General features: G+C 64.7%; 14 protein-coding genes, 1 tRNA gene and 1 pseudogene. 13 read left to right on the top strand and 3 right to left on the bottom strand.

Translation table 11 applies throughout. The features are described 5' to 3' along the window. Nucleotide 1 precedes the first annotated feature (1 nt). Nucleotides 2–78, bottom strand: a tRNA-Arg gene (locus tag M3498_13220). Nucleotides 79–600: 522 nt separating this feature from the next. Here M3498_13220 and M3498_13215 point away from each other — a divergent pair. Both M3498_13215 and M3498_13210 read left to right on the top strand, forming a co-directional pair. Next, nucleotides 601–843 (top strand): winged helix-turn-helix domain-containing protein, encoded by a 243-nt coding sequence (locus M3498_13215; protein ID MDQ3460240.1) that lies wholly within the window; start codon nt 601–603, stop codon nt 841–843. Next, nucleotides 840–1,124 (top strand): hypothetical protein, encoded by a 285-nt coding sequence (locus M3498_13210; protein MDQ3460239.1) that lies wholly within the window; start codon nt 840–842, stop codon nt 1,122–1,124. Before M3498_13215 ends, M3498_13210 begins: the two co-directional genes overlap by 4 nt. A gap of 60 nt (nt 1,125–1,184) precedes the next feature. Here M3498_13210 and M3498_13205 read toward each other — a convergent pair whose 3' ends face one another. Then, entirely contained in the window at nt 1,185–1,619 is a 435-nt protein-coding gene (locus M3498_13205) for a putative dsRNA-binding protein (protein MDQ3460238.1), read from the bottom strand. Nucleotides 1,620–1,902: 283 nt separating this feature from the next. Here M3498_13205 and M3498_13200 point away from each other — a divergent pair, with 283 nt between their 5' ends. The 3 genes from M3498_13200 (at nt 1,903) to M3498_13190 (ending at nt 4,050) form a co-directional block, all read left to right on the top strand. Further along, entirely contained in the window at nt 1,903–2,562 is a 660-nt protein-coding gene (locus M3498_13200) for a response regulator transcription factor (GenBank protein ID MDQ3460237.1), read from the top strand. Nucleotides 2,563–2,618: 56 nt separating this feature from the next. Continuing rightward, nucleotides 2,619–2,846 carry a hypothetical protein gene (locus tag M3498_13195; protein ID MDQ3460236.1) on the top strand — a complete coding sequence of 76 codons (228 nt, stop codon included), beginning with the start codon at nt 2,619–2,621 and terminating at the stop codon, nt 2,844–2,846. A 112-nt stretch (nt 2,847–2,958) separates the two neighbouring features. Beyond that, on the top strand, nt 2,959–4,050 hold the full coding sequence (locus M3498_13190) for a M20/M25/M40 family metallo-hydrolase (protein ID MDQ3460235.1): 1,092 nt from the start codon (nt 2,959–2,961) through the stop codon (nt 4,048–4,050). Nucleotides 4,051–4,072: 22 nt separating this feature from the next. Here M3498_13190 and rnhA read toward each other — a convergent pair whose 3' ends face one another. Beyond that, nucleotides 4,073–4,546: a ribonuclease HI gene (rnhA, locus tag M3498_13185; GenBank protein ID MDQ3460234.1), complete on the bottom strand. Its 474-nt coding sequence runs from the start codon at nt 4,544–4,546 to the stop codon at nt 4,073–4,075. 198 nt (nt 4,547–4,744) lie between these two features. Between rnhA and M3498_13180 the strand changes: the two genes are divergently transcribed. The 8 genes and pseudogenes from M3498_13180 (at nt 4,745) to M3498_13145 (ending at nt 10,730) form a co-directional block, all read left to right on the top strand. Next, nucleotides 4,745–5,626, top strand: coding sequence for a MerR family transcriptional regulator (locus M3498_13180; protein ID MDQ3460233.1), 882 nt, complete (start codon nt 4,745–4,747; stop codon nt 5,624–5,626). Continuing rightward, nucleotides 5,622–6,662 (top strand): annotated as a pseudogene (locus tag M3498_13175) (FAD-dependent oxidoreductase). The gene M3498_13180 and the pseudogene M3498_13175 overlap by 5 nt, the downstream one beginning before the upstream one ends. Continuing rightward, entirely contained in the window at nt 6,659–7,288 is a 630-nt protein-coding gene (locus M3498_13170) for a cyclic nucleotide-binding domain-containing protein (GenBank protein MDQ3460232.1), read from the top strand. The pseudogene M3498_13175 and the gene M3498_13170 overlap by 4 nt, the downstream one beginning before the upstream one ends. 85 nt (nt 7,289–7,373) lie before the next feature. Further along, the gene (locus M3498_13165) at nt 7,374–8,333 is read left to right on the top strand and encodes a complex I NDUFA9 subunit family protein (GenBank protein MDQ3460231.1); all 960 of its coding nucleotides are present in this window, start codon (nt 7,374–7,376) and stop codon (nt 8,331–8,333) included. A gap of 145 nt (nt 8,334–8,478) precedes the next feature. Further along, a complete protein-coding gene (locus M3498_13160; protein ID MDQ3460230.1) occupies nt 8,479–8,919 on the top strand; it encodes a hypothetical protein in 441 nt (146 codons plus the stop codon). An 81-nt stretch (nt 8,920–9,000) separates the two neighbouring features. Then, nucleotides 9,001–9,480: a DUF1572 domain-containing protein gene (locus M3498_13155; GenBank protein MDQ3460229.1), complete on the top strand. Its 480-nt coding sequence runs from the start codon at nt 9,001–9,003 to the stop codon at nt 9,478–9,480. Nucleotides 9,481–9,496: 16 nt separating this feature from the next. Continuing rightward, nucleotides 9,497–10,012: a hypothetical protein gene (locus tag M3498_13150; protein ID MDQ3460228.1), complete on the top strand. Its 516-nt coding sequence runs from the start codon at nt 9,497–9,499 to the stop codon at nt 10,010–10,012. Next, nucleotides 9,996–10,730 (top strand): hypothetical protein, encoded by a 735-nt coding sequence (locus tag M3498_13145; GenBank protein MDQ3460227.1) that lies wholly within the window; start codon nt 9,996–9,998, stop codon nt 10,728–10,730. Before M3498_13150 ends, M3498_13145 begins: the two co-directional genes overlap by 17 nt. Nucleotides 10,731–10,790 lie beyond the last annotated feature (60 nt).

Genomic DNA, 10,790 nt, shown 5'->3' with positions numbered 1-10,790 from the left:
GTGGTGCGCCCGATGTGATTCGAACACATGACCTTGGGCTTAGGAGTCCCCTGCTCTGTCCAGCTGAGCTACGGGCGCAAACCTGAAGATTCTAAAAGATTCTAACAGAAAACCCGTGCTCCGATGTTACAGCGCTAACCAAGAAGTCCCTCTTCGACCAGCGAAGCTCAGGCACATGGCGATACGCTCAAATACGCTGAAGACTCCAGGCGCTAAGGACTCCATGCGAAAAGCCCCTCGAGCTTTGTGACTGACTTCGCCTTGGCCGACCGTTCTTTGTACTTATACCAACTGCCAGCCGAAGAGTTGTAAACTATAGGCACTTATTCCTCAAGCGATGAAGAGGAGGCAGCTTCTATGGCACGACCTCTTGAAGTTGAATGGCAAGACACAGCAGACACGCTTTACGGCCACTATAAGGAAGCGAAAGACACACAAGACCGCACCCGCCTCCAAGCACTATGGCGGGTGCGCCAAGGCGACAGCCTTCAGGCGGCGGCCGAGACGGTCGGGTGCATCCTGTGAGCGTAGGACGCTGGCTTGACTGGTACCGCCAGGGTGGTCTTGAGGAGGTGCTCTGCCGGCGTCACGGAGGGAGTGGTGGTACAAGCGGCCTATCTCAGTGCCGAGAAGGCGCAAGGGCTGCTTGAGCGAGCCCAGGCGGGTGAGGTGCGCAGCATCCAAGATGGTGTAGCGTGGGCCAAGGAGGAGCACGACATCCACTACAGCTACTGGGGAATGCGCCACGTGTTTGCGCGGCTGGAGCTGAAGAAGAAAGTCCCCCGCCCCAGGTCACCCAAGGCCTCGCATGAGGCTCAAGTAGCCTGGAAAAGGGGGGATTGAAGAAGAAGCTTGCCGCCTCCGGGGTGACGGACAAGGCAGGCGTCTTTTGGGCTGACGAGATGCGCGTCGGGCTGATTGGCGAGACCAGGCGCGTGTGGGCACCGCGCGGGCTGAAGGTGGAGCAGGAACGGGAGTACGTCTACGAGTGGGGCTACTTGAATCTGGCGGTGAACAGCCTCAGCGGCGAGCTTTACTGGAGCTGGACAAAGGACATGAAGGCCGCCTCCATTGCTTCTTTTGTGCAAAGCTTAGGCCCTCCAGTCAAGCTGGACGAACGGTAGTGGGCCTCACCTAGACGTGATCATCTATTTCTGCAACCGCTGCAACGCCTCGGGGTGAGGCTAATCTTCGTCGGCTTCCACGATCTCGCCCAAGCTCTCGAGGCTCTCCTTGTAGAGCATCAGGGCCAAATCCTTGACCTTGGCGACGGCCTCCTGGCCTTGCAGATGCGTCTCGACGCGGCTGTTGGCCACGCTCAGGCTGGCGGCCAGCAGTTCGGGAAAGAGGGGCCAAGGGCCTTGAAACTCGCCGGCGGCACTGGGCACGGCCGCGACTTTGGCCGGCGTGTCCAGTGCCTCCAGGGCGGCTATGCTGGCCTGGCGCTCGGCCTCGCGTTTGGTCTTGGCCTGGGCGCGGCCGCGCACGTCGCCGCGGATGCTCACCTCGGCGGTGAAGACGCGCTCATGGGCCGGGCCCGAGCTGTTGGTGTCGAACTGCGGCTTGCCGAGGCCCAGGGCGCGGCAGCGCTCGATCAGGACGCCTTTGGCTTCTTTCATACCTTTGCTTCTCTCATAGTGGACTCCTCGAGTCGGCTGACTCATACATGGTACGTATGGTGGGGTACGTATGGTGGGGCACGTCGCTGACGGCGCCGCGATCCTTGCCAGCCTAACACCTGGGCCAAGGACGGGCACCATGCTCGAGATGGGGTGCGAACAGGTGGATGACGGCCTTCTGAAGCATGTGGACCTCAGCATGTGGACCTCGAGGCGTAGCTTGAGGTCGTCGCCCGTAGTCGTGGACGCAGGTCTAGAGACATGCCTGAAGTAGCATGTTCTTATGATCAGGCTTTTGCTCTGTGACGACCACGCCATGTTCCGGCAGGGGCTTAAGGGCCTGCTCGAGATCGAGGAGGACGTGCGCGTCATCGGCGAGGCGGCTACTGGGCGCGAGGCGATTCGCTACGCGCTGGAGACCCGCCCCGACATCATCGTCATGGACATCCAGATGCCCGAGCTCGACGGCGTCCGGGCGACCCAGGCCATCTTGGGCGAGTTTCCCGAGGCCAAGGTCATCATCCTCACCATGTACCGCCAGGACCGCTACGTCTTCGAGGCGATCAAGGCCGGCGCCCGCGGTTACATGCTCAAGGACGCCGACTCGTCGGAGCTGATCGGCGCCATCCGGCGCGTGGCGGAGGGGGAGACGCTGCTGGGCGCGGAGATGGCCGCGTCCATCTTGGACGAGTTCAAGAAGGTCAAGGAGGAGCTGCCCAGTGAGACGGTCTCCGAGTTGACCGAGCGGGAGGCGACCATCTTGCGGCTGCTGGCCCACGGCTGCTCGAACCAGCAGATCGCCGACAAGCTTGGCGTCAGCGAGAAGACGGTGCGCAACCGGCTCTCGGAGATCTTCTCCAAGCTGCGCCTCAACAACCGCACTCAGGCCGCCCTCTACGCGCTCCGCGAGGGCATCGCCACCTTAAAAGACGATGGGCCGTGAAGGGGCGGACCGTCAAGCAAGGGACCGTCAAGCAAGGGACCGTCAAGCAAGGGACCATCGGGCAACAGGCGACCAAGTGCTTCCGGGCGGGGTGCGGCCGCGAGCGCGAGGGGCCGGCCGATCTGGCCGATCTGGCCTATACCGACCTCGCCTTTGCCGAGTGCCCAGCTTGCCCGCACCGCTTAGAGCCCGAGGGCGGCCCCGCCTTCTGCCGCTGGCTGAGCGCGGGGGCGCCGCATCCCTTTGCAGCACTGGCCGGCTGGACGCCCGGCGAGAAGGGCTAGTTATGGCCGCCATCTACCTTAGGTTAAAGGCCCTAGTGGGCCTCACCTCTAGGTTAAGGGCCCTAGTGGGCCTCACCTGGCGGACTGGTAAGACTGTGGGGATAGAGCCTTGATGCCTAACCGTGACGCCAGCCTGCTGAACGACCTCGTCGCCCTGCTCGAGGCCATCTGCCAGACGCCCGCGCCGACCTTCGAGGAGGCCGAGCGGGGCGCGCTCATCTATGGGCTGCTCGAGGCCGGCGGGCTCCGCCCCCACCGCGACGAGGTCGGCAACGTCACCGCCGATCTGCCCGGCGGCGAGGGGCCGCGCGTCCTCGTCGCGGCGCACCTGGACACCGTCTTCGAGCGCGGCGTGGACCTGACCGTCCGGCGCGAGGGAAACCGCCTCTGTGCGCCCGGCATCGGCGACAACAGCGCCAGCCTGGCGGTGCTCAGCCATCTCGTACTCCACGGGCTCGAGGCTTCGCGGCCCCGCCTCACCTACGCCGCGACGGTCGGCGAGGAGGGTTTGGGCGACCTGCGCGGCATCCGCGCCCTGCTCAAGGCGAGGCGCCACGACTTCGACTGCATGATCGCCATCGACGGCCACCTGGGCACGGTCATCGATCGCAGCGTGGGCTCCAAGCGCTACAGCGTGCGCTTTTTCGCGCGCGGCGGCCACTCCTGGGGCGACTTTCCCAGCCCCAGCGCCGTTCACGCCCTCGGCGAGGCGATCCACGCGCTGAACCGGATGAAGGTGCCGCGCGAGCCGCGCAGCTCCTACAACGTGGGCCTGGTCTCGGGTGGCACCAGCGTCAACGCCATCGCCCAGGAGGCTGGCCTCTTTCTCGACCTGCGCAGCGTGGACGCGCCTGCGCTGGCGCACCTCGAGCAGCAGGCGCTGGCGGCGGTGCGGCAGGCCGGTGAGCGCCTGGGCGTCAGGGTCGAGGTCGAGCGGGTCGGCGACCGACCCGCCGCCTGGGTGGACAATGGTCCCCTCGCCCAGGCGGCGGTGCGGGCCCTGGAGGGCGCCGGCCTGAGCGCCCGCAGGGCCGCGAGCAGCACCGACGCCAACGCCGCCATGGCCGCGGGTTTGCCCGCCATCACCTTTGGCGTCTACCGCGGCGGCGACCCGCACCGCCTGAGCGAGTGGCTCGAGCCCGACTCGCTTGTGACGGGCTACCGGGCGCTGGGGCGGCTCGTGGCGGAACTGGCGAAGCTGTAGGGGCAGAGGTCGGGCTTCCTTGTCAGCGTCCCCGCTTTCTGGCGGTCAGGGCCAGGCGGTCGACGCGTTCGTTTTCGCGCTGGCCGGCGTGGCCTCTCGTCCACTGCCAGTGGAGGTCGTGGACGCGACTCAGGTCCAGAAGCCGCCGCCACAGGTCCTGGTTCTTGACCGGCTGCCTGGCGGCCGTCTTCCAGCCGCTCCTCAGCCAGTTGTCGAGCCAGCCGTCGGTAAAGGCCCTCTTCAGGTACTGCGAGTCGGTCACCAGGACGACGCGGCAGGGCTCCTTGAGCGTCTCGAGGGCGCGCACGGCGGCGGTCAGCTCCATGCGGTTGTTGGTGGTCTTCGCCTGGGAGCCCGAGGCCTCGAGCTCGGCGTCGCCGTACTGGAGGAGATAGCCCCACCCGCCCGCGCCGGACTGGGTGTCGCAGGAGCCGTCGGTGTAGACCCTGACCTCCTTTAACTCCACAGGGGGCGTGGGTTCGTGTAGCTCGTTCATGTTGCCATCCTATCCCGGCTGCGGGTGGTCGAACTGGGGTGGATCATCCACCACAGGTGCTTGTATGTGTACAAACCTTAGACTATACTAAAGGAAGGTTTTACAGAGCCTCCACAAGGCGGAGGCTTGAACGCTTGAGATTCCTGCGGGCGGAGCCTGAGACAGAGCTCCCGAAGCGAGTTCCAAACGAGGTGCGGCATGCTATTAGCCAAGTACACGGTCAACGAAGCGGAGGAGCGAACCAAGGTTCCGGCCACTACCTTGCGGCAGTGGGAAAGGCGCTACGGCTTTCCCGCGCCGGAACGCACCGAGTCCGGTTACCGCCTCTACAGCGACGAGGACATCTCGCTTATCGAGGAGATGAGGCGGCACATCGCCTCGGGCGTCGCGGCCTCGCGGGCCGCCGAGCTGGCCAAGGCCGAGAGGCGGCGCGGCGACGGCCCGCGCCCGCTGGCCGAGTTGCAGACAGAACTCCTAGCGGCGCTCTTGGATCTCAACGAGACGAGGGCCGACGGGGTGATGAGCGAGGCCCACGCGCTTCATCCGGTCAACGCGGTCATGCTGGGGCTCATCCAGGCCACCATGGTCGAGATCGGCACCAGGTGGCACCAGGGCAAGCTGAGCACCACCACCGAGCACTACGCCAGCGCCTACATGAACGGCCGCCTGCGCTCGCTGCTCGCCCTCTCCGGCGACAGCAGGACCGGCGCGACCGCCGTCGTCACCTGCGCGCCTTTGGAGCAGCACGAGCTCGGCCCGCTCATCCTCGCGGTGATGTTGCGGCGGGCCGGCTACCGGGTCTTCTATCTGGGCGCCAACACTCCCGTGGCGGACCTGCACGACATGGTGCAGGCCTTGCGCCCCGGCGGCGTGTTCATCTCGGCCTCGACCGCGCTCGCGGTGGGGGGGCTCGAGGCGAGCCGCGAGCTGCTCGGCGGCATGAACACGCTGGTCGTGTACGGGGGCAGGGCCTTTGGCGAAACCCCCGGCCTGGCGGAGCGCTTGGGCGGCCATTACCTGGGCCCGGACGCGGAGGGCGCCGTCGAGCGCTTTCACGAGCGCTTGTCGGCGGGGGCGTGAGGGTGGTGAGGCGCCCCACGAAGCCGTTCGCGCCGACGTGGCGGTAGTCGGCGCGGGCATCGCCGGGCTGACGGCGGCGGCACTCTTGGCGGCGCGCGGCTACCGGGTGGTGGTGGTCGAGCGCGACGTCCACCCCGGCGGCTGCGCGGCGGGATTCACCAGGGACGGCTACCGCTTCGCGGTCGGGGCGACGGTAGCGACGGGCTTCGAGAGGGGCGGCCTGCACCGGCGGATCTATGACCATCTGGGCCTAGAGCCCCGTTACGTCAATGTCTCGCCCGCCCTGCGCGTTCACCTGCCCGACCGCGTGGTCCGGGTGATGACCGAGCGCCCTGCCTGGGAGGCGGAGTTGGCGCGGGTCTTTCCCGGTCAGGAGCCGGCCAAGCGCGCCTTCTGGCGTCACCTGGCCCGCCTGGCGGACGGCATGTACCATGCGGCCACGCGCTTTCCGGTCATGCCCTTTACCAGCTGGTGCGACCTGGCCGACACCGCGCGCGCCGTGCACCCTAGGCTGCTGCCGCTGCTCTTCCTCCATGACGGCGGCAACCTGCTCGTCTCGACGAGCCCCTACTGGGACCGCAGCCGCGCCCCCGAGGGCAAACGGGCCGTCACCGTCAGCACTCACGTCGACGCCGAGAGGTGGATGGCGCTCGACAAGGCCAGCTATGAGTCAGAAAAGCGTTACATGGAGGACTGTATGCTCAGCACCATTGAACAGCTATGGCCCAAGGTTAAGAGCGGAATCGAGGTTTTCATGAGCGGTAGCCCACGTACTTTTCATAATTTCACACGCCGGCTGGGTGGAACAGTAGGCGGGACCCCACAAGTTCATGGGCACAGCAACTTTGCCGCGACCTCTCACCGGAGCGACGTTCGCGGCCTCTTCCTCGCTGGCGACACCGTCTTTCCCGGCCAGGGCACCATCGGCGTCACCGTCTCGGGATACAACGCCGCGCGCAGCGCCGCCAGGTATCTCAGCTCTGTCAGCAAAGCTCCCATCGCTCCCCCTCGCCATCCCAAGGAGGCAAAGTCATGAACGAAATCATCGAGAAAGTCCAGCCCTCGTTTTCCGCGCCGAGCCAGACGCTGAACTACAGCCGCAAGCAGACCCTCTATCTGAGTGGCGACCCCGCACATTCGGTCTTTCGTGTCTCCGACGGTCTCGTCCGCATTACCCGGATGACCCCCGAGGGCCGTACCCTGACCGTGCGTCACGTGATGCCCGGCGACTTTTTCGGCGAGGAGGCCTTTGTGAACAGCCGGCGTGAGGAGATCGCCGAAGCTCTGACCAACGCTCAGATCGAGGCCATCGACCCGCAGATGATCAACCACGCCGACCTGATGACCATCACCCAGTCGCTGTCCAACCAGATGCAGCGCCTCATGGACTACGAGTATCACCTGCAGACGGGCGACCTGCGCCAGCGCGTGTCTCGCTACCTGCTCAAGCTCGGCGGTACGCCGCTCGCCACCATCAGCGACGAGGGCTTCGTGACCGTCTCGGCCACCCACGAGCTCATCGCCGAGGGCACCGCCAGCACCCGCGAGAGCGTCTCGAAGATAATTACCGAGCTGCGCTCGGACGGCTTCATCGAGTCGGGCTACCGCAACATCATTCTCCTCAAGCCCAACGAGCTCGAGGAGATCGCCGAAGGCTTATAGGACCGGCGGATAGGTGCAGACCTCAAGCTTCGGGCTCGCCCGAGGCTTCTTTTTTGGAATGGGTTTTTAGGATGAGGGGGAGAAGATGACCATCGTGGTGACGGGCGCGAGCGGCTTCGTCGGCGCTCATCTGGTAAAGGCGCTGAGCGCTGCCGGACATCGTGTCGTCGCCCTGTCCAGAGGCGGTGAGGCCCCGGCCGAGACAGTGCTGGCTGAGGCAGTGTTGGCCGAGACAGTGTTGGCCGAGACAGTGTTGGCCGAGACAGAGACACGCGACAGCGTCACCGCCGCCAAGGGCGAGGTGACGAGCGGGGAAGGGCTCGCCGAGGCGTTTCACCGCGCGGACGCGGTCATCCACCTCGTCGGCATCATCCGCGAGACGAAAGGGGCGAGCTTCGAGAGGGTCCACGTCGAGGGGACGCGCCAGGTCTTGGCGGCGGCTCGGCAGGCCGGCGTCACGCGCTTTGTCCACATGAGCGCGCTGGGCGCGGACGAAAGGAGCGAGAGCCGCTACAGGGCGACCAAGGCGCAGGCCGAGAGGCTGGTGCGGGCTTCAGGGCTTAAGTGGACGGTCTTTCGCCCGAGCCTCATCTTCGGCCCCGGCGACGACTTTTTCGGCAATATCTTGAGGCGCCTGGTGACGGGCTATCCGCTGGTCATCCCGCAGATAGGCCGGGGGGACTTTCCCTTTCGCCCGGTGTGGATCGGCGACGTGGTGAGCGCCTTGGCGCAGAGCTTGGCGAAGCCCGAGACGGTCGGTCAGAGCTACGAGCTGGTGGGGCCGAGGGAGTACCGCTTCGCCGAGCTCCTGGAGCGCGTCAAGGCTGCCTTGGGCAGCAACAAGCCCAGATTTCCGGTGCCCGTGGCCTTGATGCGTTTGGCCGTCCCGCTGATGCAGGTCCTGCCCGAGCCGCCCATCACCCCAGACCAGTTCAGAATGCTCCTGGCCGGCAATACCGCTGACCCTGCGGCGATGCGGGCGACCTTCGCGCTCGAGTGGCGCAGTCTCGAGACCGAGCTGCCCCGCATCCTGGCGCGCGCATGATCCCCTTGGCTCTCTTCCTTCTCCTGACGGCCTGCCTGCCGAGGCTCACCGCTTGGGGCCGGCAGGCGACGAGCGCGCCGCCTAGGGGCCGGCCGCCTTCCGCGCGGTGCTCGAGTTTCTGGAGCGAAACCGTCCCTAGAGGCGCATGGCTGACGGCCTGTTCGTCCTGATTCTGCTGGTGTTGGCGGCGACCCTGGAGCGTCTCGAGCAGCGTCCCTTCGTGGCCACGCGCATGGGCGAGCTTGTGGCTGTCGTGCTCGGGGGAATACCGCTCCGTCTGGAGGAGGCTCTCCCTTACCGGCTGCTCGAGGTCCGCCGGCTGCCGGGCGTCGGCTTCAGGCCCGCCGCGCAGACCTGGGGCGAGCTGGTGCTGGTGGTGCGGGGCCACGGCTCGGCGCGGCTCTTGGCGCACGAGGCCTGCCACGTGAGACAGTTTCAGCGCCTCACGAGCTTTGGTTTGTGGGCGCGCTATCTCGGGCAGTGGCTCGGCGGCCTCATCCGCCACCGCAATCTCTTCTTGGCTTACTGGACGATGGGGCTCGAGGTCGAGGCCAGGGCCGCCGAGACAGGTGCATACCCGGCATGAAAGGAGGAAGGCGTGGAGGCGAGTAACCTGGGCCGGCACTACCTGGAGGTGGTGACGAAGACCTTTGCGGACCAAAAGCGGCTGGCCGAAGGCGCGCTGCTGCAACTTGAGGCCGAGCAGGTTCACTGGCGGCCCGACCCCGAGTCGAACAGTATCGCCGTCATCGTCAAGCACATGAGCGGCAACATGGCCTCGCGCTGGACAGAGCTGTTGACCTCGGACGGCGAAAAGGAAAGTCGCGACCGCGACGCCGAATTCGTCGCTGACGGCGCGAGCATCGACACGCTCATGGCGGCGTGGGAAGCGGGCTGGGCTCGTCTCTTCGCGGCGCTCGAGGGCTTGTCTCCCGGTGATCTGCTTAAGACCGTCACCATCAGGGGTGAAGCGCACACGGTCCTGGAGGCGCTCGAGCGCCAAGTTTCGCACTATGGCTACCACGTTGGGCAGATCGTCTACCTCGCCAAGCTTCTCAAGGCCTCTGACTGGCGGACGCTGTCGATTCCCAAAGGGCAGTCCAAGACCTACCGTGATAAGGCTAGCAACAATGGCAAGGGATCGTAGGTTACGCAAACAAGGCGTGAAGCAGGTGCGGCGCCAAGCGTGGATCACATGGTTTCATATTGTCCACTCATGGTATCTGCCAAACATCAAGCTGCACGCGCGCGGTGACCGAGACAAGAAAGGAAAGGCCGGCTATGGGCTCATGCGAGAGTTTGCGGAAAAGCGCATGGACCTCGAGCTCATCACCAAGGACGCGTTGGAGACGATCATCACCTATGGCGGCGGCGTCTTCAGGCAAACCTGCGTGCTCATGCAGACCGCCGCGGATCACGCTGAAGATAAGGACAAGGCGAAAATCAGCATGGAGGAGGCTCGAGCCGCCATTGCCGAGGTCTCAAACGGTCTTCAGTCGCAACTGACAACCGAAGATCTGAAAACGCTGAAGCGCGTAGCGGAAGACAACGGCACGCAACTCGCCTTTGAAGCCGCGAAGCTTCTTCATAACCTGAGCCTCTTGCGTTATCCAAACGACCATCACTGGCATGACGTGAACCCCGTGCTGTGGGAGCTTGTCGATGGCTACGGTCCCTAAAGCAGCCACTAAGCTCGGGCCGGCGGAAGCCTCCCGAACTGTCGGCAAGGTGCTAGCGCGCGCCAAGACATTCAGCAGCCCCGCGATAGTCGTAGTTGAGTTCTCGAGCGAGCGCAGCCGTCTCGAGGCGCTCGAGGCACTGAAGACATATCTGGCAGAGACCGATGATGTTCTTGTCGAGGTCAACTTGCGAGACCAGCAGGATTTGCTCGAGGCTGTAGCGAACCTGGCACCCAACCAAATCGCCAGCGTTCACGGCCTGCATGCCCAACCCGAATTGGTCCGGCGCCTCAACTGGCGGCGTGAGTTCTTCACGGATAACAACATGCGGGTGGTGTTTTGGCTCAACTTTGAAGAGGTGAAAGACCTGGTGGCGAGAGCACCGGACTTTTGGGCCTTTCGCAACCGGCATCTTATGCTTGAACCGAGTCCTCGAGAGGCGGCTCATAGTACTGAATCACGGTATCACAGCTTTGGCGTTTTAGAGCTCTCCAACTTACCGGCTCAAGCGAAAGCTGACCGGATCGAAGCTTTGGGAGAGCTTCTGGCGGGAATAGATAACATCAAATCGCCAAGAGCGCAAATCATTAGAGATGACTTGGCTCAGCTTTTATGGGAAACGGGTCATTATGAAGAGGCCATCGAGCACCTTTTACCGGAAAAACACAAAAGAAAGCCCCCGGATTTATCCGTGGGGATGAATTTTGTGCGGCGATAGCCGGGCTTTTCAATGCCGGAATGTGCTATACTGCTTGTAGGACGAAAGTCCAGAGCACAA

The organism is Deinococcota bacterium (genome assembly GCA_030858465.1).
Classification (GTDB): domain Bacteria; phylum Deinococcota; class Deinococci; order Deinococcales; family Trueperaceae; genus JALZLY01.
The sequence above is the reverse complement of the archived record's forward strand: the minus strand, read 5'-3'. Positions and strand labels throughout refer to the sequence as shown.

Excerpts from the sequence above, each read along its gene's own strand:
- M3498_13205 (MDQ3460238.1), bottom strand. The coding sequence starts at position 1,619 with ATGAAAGAAGCCAAAGGCGTCCTGATCGAGCGCTGCCGCGCCCTGGGC.
- M3498_13200 (MDQ3460237.1), top strand. The coding sequence starts at position 1,903 with ATGATCAGGCTTTTGCTCTGTGACGACCACGCCATGTTCCGGCAGGGG.
- M3498_13190 (MDQ3460235.1), top strand. The coding sequence starts at position 2,959 with ATGCCTAACCGTGACGCCAGCCTGCTGAACGACCTCGTCGCCCTGCTC.
- rnhA (MDQ3460234.1), bottom strand. The coding sequence starts at position 4,546 with ATGAACGAGCTACACGAACCCACGCCCCCTGTGGAGTTAAAGGAGGTC.
- M3498_13180 (MDQ3460233.1), top strand. The coding sequence starts at position 4,745 with ATGCTATTAGCCAAGTACACGGTCAACGAAGCGGAGGAGCGAACCAAG.
- M3498_13170 (MDQ3460232.1), top strand. The coding sequence starts at position 6,659 with ATGAACGAAATCATCGAGAAAGTCCAGCCCTCGTTTTCCGCGCCGAGC.
- M3498_13165 (MDQ3460231.1), top strand. The coding sequence starts at position 7,374 with ATGACCATCGTGGTGACGGGCGCGAGCGGCTTCGTCGGCGCTCATCTG.
- M3498_13160 (MDQ3460230.1), top strand. The coding sequence starts at position 8,479 with ATGGCTGACGGCCTGTTCGTCCTGATTCTGCTGGTGTTGGCGGCGACC.
- M3498_13145 (MDQ3460227.1), top strand. The coding sequence starts at position 9,996 with ATGGCTACGGTCCCTAAAGCAGCCACTAAGCTCGGGCCGGCGGAAGCC.